This is a genomic window from Neobacillus sp. NRS-1170 (assembly GCF_050468025.1).
In genome coordinates, this window is sequence record NZ_JBITPF010000038.1 from 59,724 (window position 1) to 79,137 (window position 19,414).

Genomic DNA, 19,414 nt, shown 5'->3' on the forward strand with positions numbered 1-19,414 from the left:
ATAGTAAAGGGGGTGAAATAAACAGGCATTTCACCCTTACTCAATATTACCAGTGCTAATTATTTTGATACAGCTTAGTTAAGACTTCAGTTAAATCATGGCTTAATAATTGGAGCAGACTAATGACTCGGGAATATTCCATTCTGGTAGGCCCAAGAATCGCTATTGTACCTAAATTTTCTGCTCCAACAGAATAAGAAGCCGTAATTAAGCTGCAATTATCCATGGCACTCACATTATTTTCTTTGCCTATTTTCACATTGATTCCAGAGGAGTTTTTCCTTATTAAATTATAAATCCACTCTTCCTGATCAATCATCGTTAAAAGACTTCGAATTTTTGTAATATCGTGGAATTCCGGCTGACTTAACATATTGGTTTTTCCGCCAAAGAATAACTTTTCATTAATTGGCATTTTAAAGGTTTCACCAATGGTATGCAGCATTAAATCATAATTATGGATATGCTGCCTTAGGAGAACAGCTACCTCTTTATAAATCTTATCGTTCAAATCTTCGAGAGAAACTCCTGATAAACGATCATTTAATATATTCACCGTTTTTTCCAAATCACTTATATCTATAGACGGTGGTAATGAAAAAGAGCGGTTCTCAACATGCCCTGTATCCGTAACAAAAATAGCGACCGCTGTTTCTTTGTTTAACGGAATGATTTGTATCCTTTTTAACTTATTAATACTAACAGCCGGTCCTAGAACGATTGATGTATAATTAGTTAAATCCGATAAGATTTTAGCAGATCTTTGAATGATTTTTTCAAACTCAAAAATTTTCTCAGCAAAAATCGATTGAATTATTGATATATCCTGCTGATTTAAAACCTGAGGCGAAAGCAAATGATCTACATAATATCGATACCCTTTTTCAGAAGGCACACGACCTGATGAGGTATGCGTCTTTTCAATAAACCCCATTTCTTCAAGGTCAGACATTTCATTACGAATAGTCGCTGAACTAAAGGAGATTTCCTCTTTTTTCGACAGACTTCTTGAGCCGACAGGTTGTGCAGATCGAATAAAGTCATCAACAATAACCTGAAGAATTAACAATTGACGATCTGTTAACAACATTCATCACCTCTGTTAGCACTCCTTGTTACCGAGTGCTAATTATATTAATAAATTATCAAAAAAGGGGGGATGGTGTCAATCATTACACATCACATACTCCTAAAAAGGTTTGAAAAACTTCATTTCCCAATAGACGTCCCTTTTTAGTTAAATATATATGGTCGTCAGAGACTTCAATCCAATGTTTCGCGGCAAGCTCATCAAGCTGATGTTTAAATATTTCTAAAGGATTCCGGTCAAATTTTCCGGTGAAATGAGAGATCGAAACTCCGGCTGTTTTACGCAGCCCTAGGAACATCTCCTCTTCCATTTGTTCCGAAATGTTTACTTGATTTTCCTCCAAAACAGGCATTTCACCTTTAGTGATAAGATCCATATATCTTTTCAAAGGACCCACGTTTGAACGCCTTACTCCATTTAGATAACTATGTGCTCCAGCACCAAAACCATAATACTGTTCATTATTCCAATAGGTAAGATTGTGCCTGCTTTCATAGCCAGGCTTTGAAAAATTACTAATTTCATACTGGACAAATCCATGTTTATCCATTTCTTCCATTAATAATTCATACATTGCTGCTTCAGCATCCTCACCGGGGGTTGGGAGACTCCCTTTTTTCAATAAATTATAAAAAACCGTTTTTGGTTCAATAATTAACGAATAGGCGGAATAATGGGTAATATCGAGCGTGAAGGCCTCAGTTAAAGATTCCTTAAAGTCTGCAATTGTTTGAGTTGGCAGGCTGAAAATAAGATCAATGCTGATATTCTCGAAGCCCACGGATTTTGCATTTTCAACCGATTGATATACGTCTTTGGCACGATGAACTCGGCCGATTTTTTTTAGTAATTCTTCATTAAAAGTTTGGACACCGAGACTAATTCGGTTTACACCTGCATCCTTTAAAATTTGCAGTTTTTCCTTTGATAAATCTCCCGGATTCGCTTCAAAAGTAAACTCCAAATCTGTACTTTTGGGTAATCGTTCATTGATGCTTTCACAAAATCGCTGCAGCTGCTGCTCATTTAAGGAAGTGGGAGTGCCGCCGCCAACAAAAATGGTTTGAAGTTCATGTGTTGGATATCTTTGAAGTGTTAACTCCATTTCGCGATCAAGTGCGCGTAAATATTCATCAACCGGCTGTCCTTTCAAAAACACTTTATTAAAATCACAATAATGGCAGATATGCTCACAGAAAGGGATATGAAGATAAGCTGCTTTAATCAAGTTTTTTCACTTCCTAATAAAAAGAGGCAGGTACCACCAAATTCGGCTAGTCCTTACCCCTCTTTCAAGTTTATTTTTTTGTATTATTATCGTCCATTTTTAAGACGGCCATGAAGGCTTCCTGCGGTACTTCAACAGAGCCAACTTGTTTCATCCGCTTTTTACCTTCTTTTTGCTTTTCTAACAGCTTCCGTTTACGAGAGATATCTCCCCCATAACATTTAGCCAATACGTTTTTCCGCATTGCTTTAATCGTTGAACGAGCCACAATTTTTTGGCCAATTGCAGCCTGAACAGGGACCTCAAATTGCTGCCTTGGAATTAATTCCTTTAGTTTTTCAACAATTACTTTTCCTCGTTCATAAGCAAAATCCTTATGCACAATGAAGCTTAAGGCATCTACTTTTTCATTATTTAACAATATATCCATTTTAACCAGACTAGATGGTTTATAACCAATTAATTCATAGTCAAAAGAAGCGTATCCCCTCGTGCCAGATTTCAATTGATCAAAGAAATCATAAACTATTTCTGCCAATGGAATTTCATAAATAATGCTTACGCGATTTTCACCTTGGTATTGCATATCAATAAAGATTCCGCGTTTTAATTGGCAAAGCTCCATAATCGGCCCTACATATTCATTAGGAGCCATCATGGTTGCTTTTACATAAGGCTCTTCTACACGATCTATTTTCTGAGGATCCGGCAAATTAGACGGGTTATCTACCTTTAATTCAGTGCCATCTGTCATGTGTACGTGATAAATAACACTTGGTGCCGTGGTAATTAAGTCTATTTTGAATTCGCGCTCAATTCGCTCTTGAATGATTTCCATATGAAGAAGACCTAAGAAACCACAGCGGAAACCAAATCCAAGTGCTTGGGATGTTTCCGGTTCAAATTGAAGGGCGGAATCATTTAACTGAAGCTTTTCAAGGGCTTCACGAAGGTCATTAAATCTAGCTGTATCAATTGGATAAAGTCCGCAATACACCATTGGATTTAATTTCCGGTAACCTGGAAGGGGATCTGTCGTTCCATTTTTCGCATTCGTAATTGTATCACCAACACGAGTATCCCCGACATTTTTAATCGAAGCTGTTAAAAAACCAACATCACCAACGGTTAATTCATCAAGTAACGTTGCTTTAGGAGTAAATACTCCAACTTCATTTACTTCGAATTCTTTTCCAGTGGCCATCATTTTAATCTTATCGCCGACTTTTACTGATCCTTCAACGACACGGATATAGGCAACAACACCACGATATGCATCGTATAATGAATCGAAAATGAGTGCCTTTAATGGTGCTTCAGGGTCTCCAGTTGGAGCCGGAACGGTCTTTACTACTTGTTCAAGAATCTCTTCAATACCAATTCCTGCTTTAGCAGATGCTAAAACTGCTTCAGAGGCATCTAAGCCAATTACTTCTTCAATTTCATTTCGAACCCTTTCAGGTTCTGCACTTGGCAGGTCTATTTTATTTATAACAGGTAGAATTTCAAGGTTGTTATCGAGGGCAAGGTAAACGTTCGCTAGTGTCTGTGCTTCTATTCCTTGTGCTGCATCTACGACTAAAATCGCCCCTTCGCAGGCAGCAAGGCTCCTTGATACCTCATACGTAAAATCGACGTGTCCCGGTGTATCAATTAAATGAAAAATATATTCTTCTCCATCTTTTGCTTTATATTTAAGCTGGACAGCATTTAACTTAATCGTAATGCCTCGTTCTCGTTCAAGATCCATTGAATCGAGCAGCTGGTCTTTCATTTCACGTGATGAAAGAGCGTTGGTTTTCTCTAAAATCCGATCTGCCAATGTTGATTTACCATGGTCAATATGGGCAATAATCGAAAAATTTCTAATTTTTGATTGTCGTTTGAGTTTTTCTTCTTTGTTCATGTCGTTCACTCCTACTATACTCGCACATGTACACTATTTTTGATTATATCAGCAGGTAAATCAAGATTCAATGAAAAAAAGAAAAGCTGAAGCGCCTTGCCCAGAGGCTTATGACCTCGAGCCCCTAGGCGCTGGAGCTGGACAATTCTAAAAGCGGCCTGTGTAATGGGCCGCTTTCAAAATTTTTCATTCGGTAATTTTCTTTATCAGTTTTCCAGATGCGCCTGAGAGCCCGTCCGATAATTTCTTTCCCATTGAGGAGAAGAAATTAAAGGCACTTATTTCCTCTAGCTTCTTCTTTTTTGCTTCTATATCATGACTGGAAATATCCTTCCCAAGAAAGATTGCATTTAAGTCTTTGTCGGTTTCATTGATGGAAACAGCATTTTGAAAATTCGGATCCTCATAGCCTTTCATTTTATGAATTCCATCATTAGCTAATTGCATTCCTGCTAAAACTGAGATAAACATTAGCGCTGCAACCCCTAAGCTTTTTAGCATGAACATCTTCATAAGCGTACTCCCAACTTCTATTGTTTATTTGTTGATTGTTCAACATCCTGATTAACCTTTTCGGCCTGCCAGAAATATTCACTAAACACGTCAGCCAGTGCATCGGCCGATCGATTTAATTCATCAAAGGTATTATCTACACCGCCAAATTCAATTAAGATCGCATTATCTGAAAGGTTTTGATTATAGACAGCATTTCCACCCATCTTCACGATCACACCCCTGCTCAGACCTTTATATTTTTTTTGCATAAGGTTATGGAGTTCAGTTGCTAATTTTTCATTTTTTTCATGATTCGCGTTTTTGCCGCCAATGATAAAAGCAAGCTTGGCATAGGACTTTCCATTAATGTTAACTGTTGTTTGAGGTTTCCGTTTAGAATCCCTATGAATATCGATAAAATAATGTAAATCACGATCTGACGCCATTGCCGTTTGTACAATAGAGCGGGATTCTTGGTAAGAATTCGCATAATTTAAGCCTTTTTTATTTAAGTTCGCCTGTACATCAGTCTTATCTATAAAGGTTCCAATTCCTCTATCCTCTAAACTTGTTTTTAAATGATCGCCAATTTTTGTCACGTTGATTTGCGAATGATAGGCTAAGTCCGGGTTGGTGACTCCTTTAAGATAAGGTAAATAGGATTCCCGATTATGTGTAAAGTAAAGATATACGACCTTTCTATCGCCTGTTGTCTGCCCAGGTGTTGGACGAGGATTCTCATCATCCGGCTTGTCCAAACCTTCTATATTTTGCAAGGCTGCTTCACGTTCCGCCTTCATTATTTCGATTGGCGGCGAGGATTCTATTGGCATATTGGTATAATTCGTTCCCTCACCTGCCACGACAATTTGTCCATCAAATTGAAAAAATCCGGGCAATTCTCGGCCAAGCAAGCTTCGTGGGTCATTCAAATTAATATTGCTAGACAGTTTAAATACTAAATTGGTCAATTTGGGGGCGGTTGTCCAATTATTATCTACCTTTAAAAAATGATGATTTTCCCATCCCATCAATTGATACAGCAGTTCGCCGTTCACATTCATGGTCGCTTGGTTAACGGAAGTCGACATTAATCGATATTGTGGTTTTAACGAGGTTAACAACCCACTAATAGAGAAAATCAATAGCAAAAACAAAAAAAGTGCTGCACCGGCTTTCAATAGACTTGTCCCTTGCACCATCACAAACGTTCCTGAAGATTTAGATTTCATGGTTCCACCTCGCAAAACGGATTCTAGTAAATCCTATGACATTGCTAGAGTTGGTAGAACCACATTTTTATAAATAAGAGATTTTCTCGAGGGGCCAATAGGGCCCCCAAAAAAATTTGCTATCTCGTATAGTATCCAGCATTCTCCTGATCAACCGCACTGTGGAGCGAGGAATTCAGACCATTGGCAATTAAATTTGCCATATCTTCAATAAAAACATCGACTTCCTTAGGTGTTACCATTAAATTATGGCCAAGCGGGGACAAAACTTCATAAATTAACTTTCTTTTCTCCTCATCAGGGAGTGTCCCAATCATTCCAAGAAAGGTTTTCCGATGCTTTTCTTCAGGCATATCTTCTTCTGTCAATTTGCGTCGTTCACCAAAGCTCATTCCTGCCGGAGCAAGCGCCCGTGATGGACGATTTCCTTCCTTCATCTCTTTACCAAAATGTTTTAGAATGTAGTCAATCGTGTCACTTGTAATGGATACTGCATCCACTACTGTTGGTACACCAATAGCGATTACAGGAATTCCTAATGTTTCCTTACTTAATTCCTTTCGCTTGTTCCCTACACCTGAACCAGGATGAATACCTGTATCGGAAATTTGAATCGTAGAATTAACCCTTTCGATTGAACGCGATGCCAAGGCATCTATCGCAATTACAAAATCGGGTTTTGTTTTTTCTACCACCCCAAAAATAATATCGCTCGTTTCAATTCCTGTTAACCCCATTACACCAGGTGAGAGAGCGCTGACAGAGCGATATCCTTCCTCTACATTTTCCGGCTGGAGTTGAAAAAGGTGACGTGTTACCAAGAGATTTTCACAAACCATTGGTCCCAGCGCATCAGGCGTTACATTCCAGTTCCCTAACCCAACAACAAGACATGAATCTGTCTTTTTAATTCCGGAACCTTCTAAAAAATGAGAGAATTCTTTTGCAAAAATCTCCTCGACCTTTTGCTGCACCTCTGTGTTCTGCTGTCGAATTCCCTGAACTTCCAACGTTAAATACCTGCCAGCTTTTTTTCCAAGCTGATTTTCACCTTGTTTTGTAACTTCTACTAATGAGATTTTTATATCATCAACATCTTTTTCTTTGATGATGACGCCTTCAATTTGTGAAAGATTTTCCTCCTGCTGAACAGATGCACCCTTGCCAGCAAGGACCATTTCCCTTGCTTCAATTGCCAAATCTGTTCGAACAGAATACTGACTTAAGTCGACAGACTCACCCATTTGAAATCACTCCTATCGAAAAATCGCCTTAAAATAGAAACTATTTCCTATTTTTACCCCTTTTCGATAAAAACATGCAGGGTAAACTAAGTAAGAAGGTAATTTCTATATTGCAATATAGGGTACCATTTGATAAAATAGCTCTTGTTGCGAATTATGAATAATGAATGTTAAGTCGAGTTCATATAGTCTCGATTCTTTGTAGGAGGTGAAAGTAATGCCTAACATTAAATCTGCTATTAAGCGTGTAAAAACAAGCGAAGCTCGTAATGCTCAAAATACAACTGCTAAATCTGCAATGCGTACTGCTGTTAAGAAAGCAGAAGCTGCTATTTCAACTAACGATGCAGCTGCTGCAAAAGAAACATTAGTAACTGCTGCTAGTAAATTAGACAAGGCTGCTGCAAAAGGTCTTATCCATAAGAATGCTGCTGCTCGTAAAAAATCTCGTCTAATGAAAAAAGCTAACTCTCTATAATAAAAAAAACGATTCCTTATTAAAGGAATCGTTTTTTTTATTTCTTTAAACGAAACAATAGCATTTCGATTAATAATGATTTATTCATCCCGCCCGTTTTCATCTGATAGTCCGCATCGGCTATGAGACCCATTAAATGAGATAAGTCTTCATCAGTAAAGCTGGCTGCCTGTCCGAGAGCAAGCTTTACACGGAACGGGTGAGTTTTTAAATATCCAGCAATTTGCTGTTGCCCATATCCTCTTCTTGAGAGCTCTTTTACCTGATAAATTAATCTAAATTGCCCTGCCAGGAGAGCCAGTATTTTAATAGGTTCTTCATTTTGTTTTAACAAATCAAAATAAATTCTCAATGCTTCATCAAGTTTCCGCTGAACTACCTTTTCAACTAAGGTAAAAATGTTTTGCTCTAGTGATCTTGCCACTAATTGCTCAACAATCGATACATCAATTCTTTTTTTCTCCGCAGCATATAAAGCCAGTTTTTCTATTTCACTTGAAAGCATAAACATATTGGTTCCGCTAAGTGCCAGCAATTGGTCAATCGCGTCTTGCTCAAATTCAATTCCACAGGATTTCGCCCTTGATTTCACCCAGTTTTTTAATTCAAACTCATTTAATTTTTTTGCTTCGACTATTTCAGCGTTCCTTTTTAATTCCTTTGTGATTTTCTTTCGTTCATCCAATTTCTCATAGGGAGCAGAAATAACCATAATCGTGTATGGTGCTGGCTCCTTTAGATATGCTTCAAATCGTGTTATATTATGGTCCACTTTTTCTTTTGTTTTTTCGGCAGTTAAAAAAGCAGGATTATGTAAAAAAATAACCTTTCTATCACCAAGAAAAGGGAAGGTTTCTGCATCTTCCAAGGCTAATTCGATTGGTGTTTCCTCTAAATCATACGCAGCGAAATTAAATTCCTTCTCCTCTTCCCCTAAAACGGTGTTTAAAAGGAGTTGTTTTGTTTCATTGATTAAAAATGCCTCTGTTCCATATAATAAATAAATAGGGGCAAATTCCCTTTGCTTTATTTTCTTCCAAACATCTAATACCATTTGCCCAGCGCTCCCCTTCATTTCACTCACATATTATCGTAAAGAAGCTTGGACGATTTGACAAGTATTTAAAGGGAATTAGCGCTTTTCTAAAAAGTGCCAATTCCCGATCTATAATGAACGCCAGCATCAAGGCCCTAGGAACTTCTTCATGCTTGCGGAATTTCTTTGTAATCATAGTGTAGCCCGCGCCTAATTAAACTATTTTGACAACACTTGTCAGTTATTGAAAGCAATTTGAGGCAGGCTGGATTTTTTCAGGCGAATGGCTTATACTATATCTTGAAATAGGAGGGGTAAATCGTGAACGAATTTGAAAAAAACATAGTAAGTAAACGTAACGATGCAATTGATTCAGGAGTTGGTTTTGGGGTTTCTTTTGGTTTTTTTGCGATTATGTTTATTATTGCAACAGTTATTAAGCTAATTGGTTCTTAATAAATGGCTACATATGAGTAACTAAAAAGGGCTGCAATAAATGCAGTCTTTTTTAGTTCTGTGATAATTGCTATATCCTATGGCAAATAGGTTGAAAAGGTTCCTTTTCCCTGGTAAAAACGATATGTAATTGCTCCCTGTATATCAGTCCGATAAATCTTAACTTTAGCCGTCCTTAAACGTTCGAGCACTTCCTGATGGGGATGGCCAAATCGATTATGCTCACCTGCAGAAATTAACGCAACACTCGGCTTTATTTGATCTATGAAGGCTTCCGCGCTCGATGTTCTGCTTCCATGATGGCCTGCTTTAAGCACATTTATTTTTAAATGAGGATAGTTTTTGATGATTGCTTCCTCTCCTTCCTGGTCCAAATCTCCGCCCAAAAACCAGCTGACTCCCCCTATTTGAGCAATCATGGCAATCGAACCACGATTCCGTTCACCTACAAAATTTTTTTCCGGCGAAAGAATATAAAATTCATTTTCCCCACTGCCCCAATGACTTCCCTTTGAAATTTTAATTACAGAAATCCCTTTCTTTTTTGCCATTTTAATAATGGCGCGTTCTGTATCCGAAGGATCGTGAACAGACGGCATTAGGATTTGATTTACTTTTATCTCCTTTAGAATGGAAAATGTCCCTCCTATATGATCCATATCACCATGAGTAAGAATAAGTTTATCAATCTTAGTAATTCCTTTTCCCTTTAAGAACGGAACCACCACATCCCGTCCCACTTCATACGGTTTTTCCTTCTCCTTCCAACTTTCCTCCGTAAATTGCATCGTCCCGCCGGTATCAATAAGGTAGGTGCCATTATCGTGAGGGAAATGAAGCAAAATACTGTCACCTTGTCCGACATCAATCAATGTCACTTCGCCAAATGGATTTAGAAAGTTCCAACTCGGCTGGAAAATAAATAACACAAACGTAATTGATATTAGATGCGCATTTCTTTTTAAAGTGGACCTTGATTCCCAAATATAAAAAATCCTGAAAATAATGAGAATATAAATTATAAGGAGAAATTTGTTTGGTCTTCCTGGAACAAACGAAGTAATCGAAAAATCAGCTAGAACGCCAATAAGATGATTAAAAAAATTTATTATCAATAAAAATAGTGAGTTTAGGAAGGACGGTGTATGATGAAAAACGATTTGGATGAAAAACAATAAATATAAACCCGGCATGTAAACAAAAGAGAAAAGCGGTATGTATAACATATTGGCGAATATCCCAATCATGGACATTCCAAAGTAATGATAAAGTATAAAGGGAAGTGCCGCCAATTGGGAAATGATCGAAGTAAACAGCATCTTTTCCCCATTTGAGTGATATCCATTAAGAATTGAACTTGATGACAAAATAATGACAAAGCTTACGGAAAAGGAAAGCTGAAAACCGATATCAAAAAGAACCAGCGGACTAAAAAATATATATAACATACATGCCAAACTAATAGCATCAATGGGCAAAAGTTTGAGAATTCTTTTCCACTTACCCGTAATTAAAAAAAGCATAATCATAAGCGCTGACCGTATTACCGACGGGGACGCTCCAGTTAAGATTACATAAATTGGAATAACTATAAGCAAGAAATTCAACATGAACTGCCGGGTTAAACCCATTCGGATGCCGATAAAAAAAACCATTGCGATAAGCAAGGAGACATGAAGGCCTGAAATAGCTAATAAATGGACAATTCCCGTTTGTTGATAATCCCCAAGGAGTTGACTGTCAAGCATACTTCTATCACCAAAAATTAACGCTGCTGAAAGTGAGGCGATTTCCGGCGGAAAATGATTTTCAAGGTAGCGTACACCCATAAAACGAAGCTGTTTAATTATGACTGTCGCAGACTGATGAACTGGAGCGCAATTCTGAAGGGGGCTTCCTTGGATTTCAACAATCCAGAAGATTTCATTAGAGGATAAATAATTACGGTAATTAAAGCCATTAGGATTTTTGGCAACTTTCGGTTTTTCCAAAGTGCCAGCTGCCCTGCATAAATACCCATAAAAACTTCGACTATGTAACAGGTTTTTTTCATGTCCGGATTGGACGGAATAGCGGATTAATACTTTCTCTTTGTACTTGTGATCGATAGCCTGAACCTGCAACAAATCCCCATCAATTTTGGGATCTTGGATATATTCAAGAAGAAAGCCCGTTTCTGTTCCTGGTATTTTTGTTTTATTTTTAATAACAGCAGAATGTCCAGTTAAGAAAAATACGAATACAATTGCAAAAATAAGCAATAGTTGTTGATTGTTAAATCTCTTGTATTTATATAAAACATAAAGATAGGTCACGGTTAAAAGAAAAAAGGGAAGAAATTTACTAAGTACGCATAACTCCGCTAATAAGGCAGCGATTGCAAAATACACAAATTTTCCGTACATTTTTTCCTCCAATTTTGTAGTAATTTTTGAGGGATAAGAATCGCCGGCGTTTAAACCGGCGATTTTTGAGGATTATTGATTAACCTTTCGAAAATCGATAATTGGTTCAGTTAGCTCTACTTTTTCTATCTTAACATGTGCTTGGTCAAATAATTCGATGGCATGAGGGTGATTTTTATAATCCTCAGCATAATAGACCGTTTTAATGCCCGCCTGGATAATGGCCTTACAGCATTGTAAGCATGGAAAATGGGTAACATATATTTCAGAATCGGCTGTAGGAACACCAAACTTAGCGCACTGCAAGAGTGCATTCATTTCCGCATGTATGGTTCTTACACAATGGTTATCAATTACATAGCAGCCTTTATCAATACAATGGTCACCACCAGCAATCGATCCGTTGTAGCCTCCTGCAATTATTCGCTTATCTCTGACAATTGTCGCTCCCACTGTAAGTCGGGTACATGTGCTTCTTAGTGCGAGCAAATGACTTTGTGCCATAAAATATTGATCCCAGGAAATCCGCTTCATTTTCTCCCACTCCCTATAAAAAATCTTTTTATTTAAAGTGTAAACGGCTTGGACAAATTGGTCAAATGAAGTATTTAATGAACAACGACCAAATCCTTTAACTTTTCGAAGGTTTTATCGCCGATTCCGCTTATGTTCTTTAAATCCTCAACTTCTTTAAAAGGACCGCTCGTGTTCCGGTATTCGATGATTGCAGCTGCCTTTGAAGGTCCGATTCCCGGAAGGTTTTGCAATTCGTTTTCTTCGGCTTTATTAAGATTAATTTTCCCCTCATTTTGAGCCGCACTACCAGATAATACTGTACCTCCAGAAGATCCTAGTACAGCACCTGCCTCCCCCTTCGCTGGAATAAAGATAACCATTTCGTCCTGGACATGCTCAGCAAAATTCACCTGGCCTTGATCAGCTTGGTCCGTTAACCCGCCAGCCCGGCTAATAACATCAATTACCCTTTCATCTGTGTTGGCTTGATAAACCCCTGGCTGCTTAATCTGTCCCTTAACATCCACCATAATTTTATCAGTTACTTTCGTTTGTTTTTCCTGCTGATTATTTACCTCTTCTTTTTCTTTTGTTTGAGGGGTGGTGTTTTCCATACTCACGGTTTGGTTTGATGTGGACGGGGCATCATTACCCATATAGAAATAATAAAGTCCGCCAAAAGCTACCATTGAAGCAAGGATAACATATAACTTGTGCTCAATTAACCATTCTTTCAATTGGATTCATCCTTTCTAAAGGTATATTTCATTAACGGTTTTCATATTGTTATAAGAGAATCTTTCATGTGAAGGAGGGTCGTATCAATGAATATAGGCATCATCGGCACCGGAAATATGGGGACGATTTTAGTCGAGGCTTTGATTGATGGAAAAGCAATCTCCCCTTCTTCAGTAATGATTACAAATAGAACAAAGGCAAAAGCGATACTGCTTAAAGATAAATATAATAATATAAAAATTGCGGCGAATGCAGTGGAAGTTGCGGCTGAGTCCGATTTAATATTTATTTGCGTGAAACCATTACAGATTTTTAAAATACTTGATGAGATAAATCCCTATTTAGGCAAGGAAAAATGCCTCGTTTCCATAACAAGCCCAGTCAGTACAAGCCAAATTGAAAAAAAAGTTTCTTGTTCCGTAGTCCGGGTAATCCCTAGTATCACAAATCGTGCATTAGCTGGAGTTTCATTAACTACCTTTGGAGAAAATTGCAGCGACCATTGGAGAGTAGAAGTTGAAAAATTAATTACGAAGATATCTGTGCCAGTTTCTATCAATGAAAAAATTACGAGAGTTGCCTCTGATATTGTTAGCTGCGGACCTGCATTCTTCAGCTATTTACTTCAGGGTTTTATAAATGCAGCAGTGAAAGAAACGGAAATTGATGAAGAAACTGCAACAATATTTGCCAGTGAGATGGTCGTGGGACTTGGTGAATTGTTAAAACAAGGTCATTATACCTTACCGTCACTTCAGGAAAAGGTTTGTGTAAAGGGCGGGATAACAGGTGAAGGAATTAAAGTATTGGAGAATGAGGTTGGCGATATGTTTGAACACCTATTTCAAGCCACACACGCTAAATTTAAAGAGGACCTTTCTAAGGTAGAGGGACAATTCTCTAATCATTAATTCGCTAAATTAAGACAAATTCCTCCTATATTTTTATAAAAAAGCCATCTTTTTAAAAAAAGATGGCTTTGATTATTTTTTTCTAGCGGCGAAAAAGATTCTTTCGGAATGATCTTTTGGTGCAGTGTTTTCAAAATCCCCACTAATTTCTAACAAGTCAAATCCGGCATCGCTTAACCAATTCGAGTATTGTTGAATAGAATAGGTCTGTTGTAAATGAAGTTCATCATAGCGGTCATATTTTCCCGATTTTTCATCCAATACAAAAAAGCTCAGCTCATGTTCCACACTATTAGGCTTTTCACCAGGGAAGCTATTCCATATATAGGACACATGATCATCACTATGAGCAAAAGTCTGATTGATGAAAACCTCGGTCATTTTGTAGATTGAGTGCACATCAAAAATAAAAATTCCTGTTTGACTTAAATGCTGGTAAACATTAAAAAAGGTATTCTTTACTTCTTCCTCAGATTCAAGATAGTTCAATGAGTCACAAAAAATACCGATAACATCAAATTCTCCATGGCCTTCCAAATCAGCCATGTTTTGTTGAAAAAAAGGAATCTTTAATCCAGCTTTCTCTCCTTTTGTATGAGCTACAGCCAGCATATCGGCAGACAAATCGACGCCCGTTACTTGATAGCCCTCCTCAGCAAAACGGACCGAAAGCTCTCCTGTGCCGCAAGCTAAATCAAGTAATCGTATTGGTCCTTCGCCAATACCAAATCTTACAAGTCTATCTTTGACAAACTGGACCCACTCTTCATACGGTGCATCCTTCATCAGTTCATCGTAAAGATAAGCAAACTGTTCATAACTCATGAATTTAGCTCACTGCGGATATCCTCTAACGGAGCATCTCCCCATAACCGTTCTAAATTATAATAGCTTCGTTCATCACGATGAAAAACATGGGCCACAACATCCCCTAAATCAATCAATACCCATCTAGCTTCATCAAAACCTTCAATCCTTTTTACATCATAGCCATTTTCCTGTGCCTTTTCTTTCATCTCTCTGGCAATAGCCTGGACTTGTTTATCCGAATTACCATGGCAAATAATAAAGTAATCCGCAATTAAGGAAATTCCCTTCATATTTAATGCCATTATATCTTCTGCCCGCTTATCATCAGCTGCTTTTACGGTAATTTTTAGTAACTCATGTTTATCCATTAATCAATCCTCCAAATTTTTTATTAGGTCATTATACGTATGAAAAGTATCCGGGTATACCCTTTGATTCTTTTTCATTAAGAATACAATCGTATTTTGAACCGCTTTAATTAATGCTTTATCCAAGCTTTCCTTTGCCATTTCCCTTACCTCATCGACCCCTGGGAAATGTCTTCCTGGTTCAATATAGTCTGCCAAATAAATAATTTTTTCAAGAAGTGTCATTCCCGGCCTGCCGGATGTATGGTAGCGGATTGCATCCAATACATCACGGTCAGATATTCCAGCTTCCTTCTCAACTAAATATGTACCTACAGGTGCATGCCATAGCTCAGCATTATATTCGAGCAAATCCTGTGGAAAACTCTTTGTAGCAATAATTTCTTTCATTTCATCCTTTGGACGAAATTTTGCATAATCATGAAAAATCGCCGCTAGTTCGGCTTTTTTTTCATCTGCACCATATTGGTTAGCTAAGGTAATGGCGGTTTTCATTACCCCTAAGGTATGCTGGTAGCGATGTTCGGTTAATTGTATCTTTACTAACTGTAAGGCCCTTTCACGTTCCATATAGCTGTTTCTCCTCGATATAAGAAATAACGGAATCTGGCAGTAAATAACGGACCGTCTTCCTGCTTTTTACTCTCTCTCTGATCATACTTGAAGAGATATCCAATGCTGGTACGTCAACATAGTGGACAGGGTAATTGGTTTGATGGCTATAATGCGGCCGATCAACACCAACAAATTGAACGAGCTTTACGAGCTCGTCAATTTTATGCCAGTTTGGTAAATACTCAATCATATCTGCCCCAATAATAAAGAAGAATTGATGGTCAGGAAATTCGTCATTGATTAACTTCATTGTCTCAACTGTATAGGATGGTCCCTCCCTTTCAAGTTCAATGGACTGAATTTGAAAAGCATGATTATCCCCTATCGCTAACTGAAGCATATGAAGCCGATCTTCATTATTTACTTTATCAGTTTTTTTCTTGTGCGGAGGCTCCTGATTTGGCATAAACCAAATCTCATCAAGCTGAAGAGCGAAAAGAACCTCATTTGCAATCAAAAGATGTCCGAAATGCGGCGGATCAAAGGTACCGCCCAAAATTCCAACTTTCTTCATGCTCCACCGCCTCAATTTTATGGAAGAGTAATTTGCTTCTTCTCTACTGATTCTTTATAAAGGACAATTGTATTTCCGATAATTTGTACGATTTCCGCACCTGCACCCTCTGCCAGCTGCTCGGCAACTACGTTTTTGTCTTCTTCACAGTTTTGCAAAACGCTCACTTTAAAAAGCTCTCTCGCTTCAAGAGCATCCGCTACTTGTTTAATCATATTTTCATTCACGCCGCCTTTTCCTACTTGAAAAATAGGGTCGAGGTGGTGTGCCTTTGAACGTAAGAATCTTTTTTGTTTACCTGTTAACATGTTTTTCCTCCTAGTTGATTTAACACATTTTCCCGCATTCTCTCTGCATCAGGAAAAATTCCGGTCCATTTTTCAAAAGCAAGTGCTCCCTGATAAACAAACATATCGATGCCGTTTTGGATGCTTGCTCCTTTTGCTTTCGCTTCCTGCAAAAATAGTGTCTCAATCGGGTTGTATATTATATCACATACTAATGCTTGTTTCTTTATATTTGTTACGTTTAGCGGCAGTTCCGCAATTTTTGGTGACATGCCACTTGTCGTGGTTTGAATGATTAAATCATATTCCTCTAAGTTTCTGCTTGCCTCATCTAATGAATATGCGTTCGATGAAATACGGTATGGGCAAGCTTCAATAAGCCCAGAAGCCTTTTCCACCGTACGATTTGCAATGTCTATTGCCAGCGCCTTTTCCTTAGCTAAAGTAAAATAAATCCCTCTTGCAGCTCCACCTGCTCCAATGAGTAACACTTTCTTTCCTTCTATTGAAAGCATGTGAGACGTTAATCCCCTTAAGAATCCAGGGCCATCGGTATTATAACCGATTAATTTGCCCCCAACATTGACAACAGTATTAACTGCTCCAATATTTAACGCTAACTCCTCTACTTCATCGAGGAAGGGTATAATGGCGCTTTTATGTGGAACCGTTATATTAAATCCACCCACGCCAAGTGCTTTCAATCCTTTAACAGCATCCTCCAAGTCATCATTCTTGACATGAAAAGGCAGATATTGACCATCAATCTGATAATACGAAAATAAATCATTATGCATAATGGGAGACATGGAATGTCCAATTGGATCCCCTAGTACTGCAAATAATTTTTTCATTGGTATCTCCTCATCCCAAATTCTATTCTTTAAATTAAAGATTTTCGAATTAGCGTTTGAACTCCTTTAGGTACGTAAGCAACAACTTTTGCCCCAGGCTCATTCACCGTTATCCAGCCAAGCCCCGAAAATACAATATCTGTCTTTGCTTCTTTAATGATAAATTCCTGTTTAACGAGTTCAGGGAACGAATCTAGTTGTTCCATCCGAGGAGGGGTCAGCATTTCTCCTACATGCTTTTCATAAACCTCAGTAGCATTTTCCGTTTTTGTTCTGTGAATATTAATTTCATTTGAAACATAACAAACAAAGGATCTTCTTCCTCCGCTTACATAATCAAAGCGGGCAAGTCCGCCAAAAAACAAGGTCTGGCCCTCATTTAATTGAAAAACCTTCGGCTTTATTTCCTTTTTCGGTGTAATCACTTTTAAATCTTTTTTATCAACAAAATGAGCCATTTGATGATGGTTGATGATGCCTGGTGTATCAATTATTGCTTTTTCATCATCCAAAGGAATTTCAATAATATCTAAAGTAGTTCCAGGAAAATGAGAAGTGGTAATAACATCTGCCTCCCCTGTTACCTCTTTAATAATTCTATTAATAAACGTCGATTTTCCAACATTTGTACATCCAACAATATAAACGTCCTTACCCATTCGAATTTCATCGATTGCTGCTGCCGTTTCTTTAATATTCAAGCCCTTTGCAGCACTAACAAGGAATACCTCCTCTGCCCTCAGGCCAAGTTCGCGGGCTTCTTGTTTCATCCAATGAATTAATTTATTATGATTAACCGATTTAGGTAATAAATCGACCTTATTTCCTACAAGCAGAACTTTGTTTCTACCTACAAAACGATGCAAACCAGGCAGCCAGCTGCCATTAAAATCAAAAATGTCGACAATCATGACGATTAATGCATCAGATTTACCAATTTCATTTAATATTTTTAAAAAGTCATCGTCGGTTAGGTCCACATCTTGAACTTCATTATAATGCTTTAAACGAAAGCAACGCTGACATATAATTGTTTCCTTTTCCAAGGCGGAAGCAGGTGCAAATCCTATTTTGGCAGGATCTTCTGTTTGAACCTTTACACCGCAGCCCATACATACATATTGTTGGTCAATCACAGCCTATTCCTCCCACTGAAGCATGCCTTTTTTGCGGAACCAATTCAAAATTCTTCGTTCTGCAAAGCGGTTAAATTTTGTAAAAAAGCCGTCTGTCTGCGCTACAGGAACAACAAGTATCGTATGGAACCCGCTTCGGTTTCCTCCCAGTACATCCGTTAATAATTGGTCGCCAATAACAACTGTCTCTTCTTTCTTTAGACCCATTTGTTGCAGGGCTTTGTGAAAAGCAGGTCCCATTGGCTTTTTAGCGCGAAAAATAAACGGGATATTGAGCGGATCGGAAAAAGCCTTTACTCTTTCTTCATTGTTATTAGAAACAATTGTGACAAGGATATTGTGTTTTTTAATTTCATCAAACCATCTTATCAAAGCAGGAGTCGCATTAGGGCGGTCCCATTCGACTAATGTATTATCCAAATCTGTGATAATCCCTTTAACTCCGCGTCCCTTTAATTGTTGCGGTGATATATCAAGAATGCTCTTCACATGTTCATCCGGTAAAAATTGTTTTAACACTAAGCTTACACCTCGTTGATTTTTAAATAGACTTCATAGCACTTCTCATCATAACCAATTTTAACCTTTGATACAAAGAATAAATGTCATGTTCTTATTGTTCATCAAAACATGACAATACATGAGATTCAAAAATATGGCGAATTGATAAATAATAAAAAAATATTTTTCGACAAATTTCAGCAATCTCAGACTCTGTGGATAACGTTATTAACATTATACCCATTGAATCAGTCAGTTTTCCTCCCTTTATAAACAAATTAATCACAAGTTATCCACTGGATTATGTGGATAATTAGAACGATTGTTCTATAGGAATAAATTTGGTAGATTTAGGGTACACCAATTGAACGTACTATTTTATGTTTGCTAATCGGCAAATAGAACCTTTAATATCCAAATCGGAGGTGGATTCTGACGTGCGGAAACTGTCAGATGAATTATTAATCGAATCCTATTTTAAAGCAAGAGAACTAAAATTAAGTCCAGAATTTATTAATCTTATTGAATCCGAAATTCACCGACGTTCCTTATTCAATAAAATCAAAATGACATCATAATTATCAAAACTGCCCT

General features: G+C 37.7%; 21 protein-coding genes and 1 pseudogene. 4 read left to right on the top strand and 18 right to left on the bottom strand.

Features of this window, described 5'->3' with window-relative positions; translation table 11 throughout:
• Positions 1-55: 55 nt before the first annotated feature.
• The 6 genes from hrcA to gpr all read right to left on the bottom strand — a co-directional run bounded on the left by hrcA (position 56) and on the right by gpr (position 7,195).
• A complete protein-coding gene (gene hrcA / locus ACIFOT_RS17190; protein ID WP_430066657.1) occupies positions 56-1,087 on the bottom strand; it encodes a heat-inducible transcriptional repressor HrcA in 1,032 nt (343 codons plus the stop codon).
• Between the two features lie 85 nt (positions 1,088-1,172).
• A complete protein-coding gene (hemW, locus tag ACIFOT_RS17195; protein WP_430066569.1) occupies positions 1,173-2,318 on the bottom strand; it encodes a radical SAM family heme chaperone HemW in 1,146 nt (381 codons plus the stop codon).
• Between the two features lie 70 nt (positions 2,319-2,388).
• Positions 2,389-4,224: a translation elongation factor 4 gene (gene lepA, locus ACIFOT_RS17200; protein WP_430066571.1), complete on the bottom strand. Its 1,836-nt coding sequence runs from the start codon at positions 4,222-4,224 to the stop codon at positions 2,389-2,391.
• 186 nt (positions 4,225-4,410) lie between these two features.
• Positions 4,411-4,737 (bottom strand): DUF3679 domain-containing protein, encoded by a 327-nt coding sequence (locus ACIFOT_RS17205; protein WP_430066572.1) that lies wholly within the window; start codon positions 4,735-4,737, stop codon positions 4,411-4,413.
• A gap of 17 nt (positions 4,738-4,754) precedes the next feature.
• The gene (gene spoIIP / locus ACIFOT_RS17210; protein ID WP_430066574.1) at positions 4,755-5,951 is read right to left on the bottom strand and encodes a stage II sporulation protein P; all 1,197 of its coding nucleotides are present in this window, start codon (positions 5,949-5,951) and stop codon (positions 4,755-4,757) included.
• A 119-nt stretch (positions 5,952-6,070) separates the two neighbouring features.
• Positions 6,071-7,195, bottom strand: coding sequence for a GPR endopeptidase (gene gpr, locus ACIFOT_RS17215; protein WP_430066575.1), 1,125 nt, complete (start codon positions 7,193-7,195; stop codon positions 6,071-6,073).
• Positions 7,196-7,412: 217 nt separating this feature from the next.
• Between gpr and rpsT the strand changes: the two genes are divergently transcribed.
• A complete protein-coding gene (gene rpsT, locus ACIFOT_RS17220; RefSeq protein WP_223591294.1) occupies positions 7,413-7,673 on the top strand; it encodes a 30S ribosomal protein S20 in 261 nt (86 codons plus the stop codon).
• A gap of 37 nt (positions 7,674-7,710) precedes the next feature.
• On the opposite strand, the gene holA is transcribed toward rpsT, so the two are convergent.
• Complete coding sequence (holA, locus tag ACIFOT_RS17225) at positions 7,711-8,727, bottom strand: DNA polymerase III subunit delta (protein WP_430066576.1); 1,017 nt, start codon at positions 8,725-8,727, stop codon at positions 7,711-7,713.
• Positions 8,728-9,030: 303 nt separating this feature from the next.
• On the opposite strand from holA, the gene ACIFOT_RS17230 reads away from it, so the two are divergent.
• Complete coding sequence (locus ACIFOT_RS17230; protein ID WP_430066577.1) at positions 9,031-9,165, top strand: YqzM family protein; 135 nt, start codon at positions 9,031-9,033, stop codon at positions 9,163-9,165.
• 77 nt (positions 9,166-9,242) lie between these two features.
• Here the strand turns inward: ACIFOT_RS17230 and ACIFOT_RS17235 are convergent, their stop codons facing one another.
• From ACIFOT_RS17235 to ACIFOT_RS17245, 3 genes and pseudogenes are all read right to left on the bottom strand, one after another.
• Positions 9,243-11,570, bottom strand: a complete 2,328-nt coding sequence (locus ACIFOT_RS17235) for a DNA internalization-related competence protein ComEC/Rec2 (RefSeq protein WP_430066579.1) — start codon at positions 11,568-11,570, stop codon at positions 9,243-9,245.
• An 87-nt stretch (positions 11,571-11,657) separates the two neighbouring features.
• Positions 11,658-12,104 (bottom strand): annotated as a pseudogene (locus ACIFOT_RS17240) (ComE operon protein 2); the annotation flags it as partial.
• 74 nt (positions 12,105-12,178) lie between these two features.
• On the bottom strand, positions 12,179-12,823 hold the full coding sequence (locus tag ACIFOT_RS17245) for a helix-hairpin-helix domain-containing protein (protein WP_430066580.1): 645 nt from the start codon (positions 12,821-12,823) through the stop codon (positions 12,179-12,181).
• An 87-nt stretch (positions 12,824-12,910) separates the two neighbouring features.
• On the opposite strand from ACIFOT_RS17245, the gene comER reads away from it, so the two are divergent.
• Positions 12,911-13,735, top strand: coding sequence for a late competence protein ComER (gene comER, locus ACIFOT_RS17250; RefSeq protein ID WP_430066581.1), 825 nt, complete (start codon positions 12,911-12,913; stop codon positions 13,733-13,735).
• Between the two features lie 72 nt (positions 13,736-13,807).
• On the opposite strand, the gene ACIFOT_RS17255 is transcribed toward comER, so the two are convergent.
• Genes ACIFOT_RS17255 through ACIFOT_RS17290 form a run of 8 tightly spaced genes read right to left on the bottom strand, consistent with a single transcriptional unit; the run spans position 13,808 to position 18,838 of the window.
• The gene (locus tag ACIFOT_RS17255; protein WP_430066582.1) at positions 13,808-14,560 is read right to left on the bottom strand and encodes a class I SAM-dependent DNA methyltransferase; all 753 of its coding nucleotides are present in this window, start codon (positions 14,558-14,560) and stop codon (positions 13,808-13,810) included.
• Entirely contained in the window at positions 14,557-14,913 is a 357-nt protein-coding gene (gene rsfS, locus ACIFOT_RS17260; RefSeq protein ID WP_223591280.1) for a ribosome silencing factor, read from the bottom strand. Before rsfS ends, ACIFOT_RS17255 begins: the two co-directional genes overlap by 4 nt.
• 3 nt (positions 14,914-14,916) lie before the next feature.
• Positions 14,917-15,483 (bottom strand): bis(5'-nucleosyl)-tetraphosphatase (symmetrical) YqeK, encoded by a 567-nt coding sequence (gene yqeK / locus ACIFOT_RS17265; RefSeq protein WP_430066583.1) that lies wholly within the window; start codon positions 15,481-15,483, stop codon positions 14,917-14,919.
• Positions 15,473-16,042 (bottom strand): nicotinate-nucleotide adenylyltransferase, encoded by a 570-nt coding sequence (locus ACIFOT_RS17270; protein ID WP_430066584.1) that lies wholly within the window; start codon positions 16,040-16,042, stop codon positions 15,473-15,475. The genes yqeK and ACIFOT_RS17270 overlap by 11 nt, the downstream gene beginning before the upstream one ends.
• 17 nt (positions 16,043-16,059) lie before the next feature.
• Positions 16,060-16,350 carry a ribosome assembly RNA-binding protein YhbY gene (gene yhbY / locus ACIFOT_RS17275; protein WP_289988074.1) on the bottom strand — a complete coding sequence of 97 codons (291 nt, stop codon included), beginning with the start codon at positions 16,348-16,350 and terminating at the stop codon, positions 16,060-16,062.
• On the bottom strand, positions 16,344-17,183 hold the full coding sequence (aroE, locus tag ACIFOT_RS17280) for a shikimate dehydrogenase (protein WP_430066585.1): 840 nt from the start codon (positions 17,181-17,183) through the stop codon (positions 16,344-16,346). The genes yhbY and aroE overlap by 7 nt, the downstream gene beginning before the upstream one ends.
• Positions 17,184-17,212: 29 nt before the next feature.
• Positions 17,213-18,316 (bottom strand): ribosome biogenesis GTPase YqeH, encoded by a 1,104-nt coding sequence (gene yqeH, locus ACIFOT_RS17285; RefSeq protein WP_430066658.1) that lies wholly within the window; start codon positions 18,314-18,316, stop codon positions 17,213-17,215.
• A 6-nt stretch (positions 18,317-18,322) separates the two neighbouring features.
• The gene (locus tag ACIFOT_RS17290) at positions 18,323-18,838 is read right to left on the bottom strand and encodes a YqeG family HAD IIIA-type phosphatase (protein ID WP_430066586.1); all 516 of its coding nucleotides are present in this window, start codon (positions 18,836-18,838) and stop codon (positions 18,323-18,325) included.
• Between the two features lie 419 nt (positions 18,839-19,257).
• On the opposite strand from ACIFOT_RS17290, the gene ACIFOT_RS17295 reads away from it, so the two are divergent.
• Positions 19,258-19,398 carry a sporulation histidine kinase inhibitor Sda gene (locus ACIFOT_RS17295; protein WP_430066587.1) on the top strand — a complete coding sequence of 47 codons (141 nt, stop codon included), beginning with the start codon at positions 19,258-19,260 and terminating at the stop codon, positions 19,396-19,398.
• Positions 19,399-19,414 lie beyond the last annotated feature (16 nt).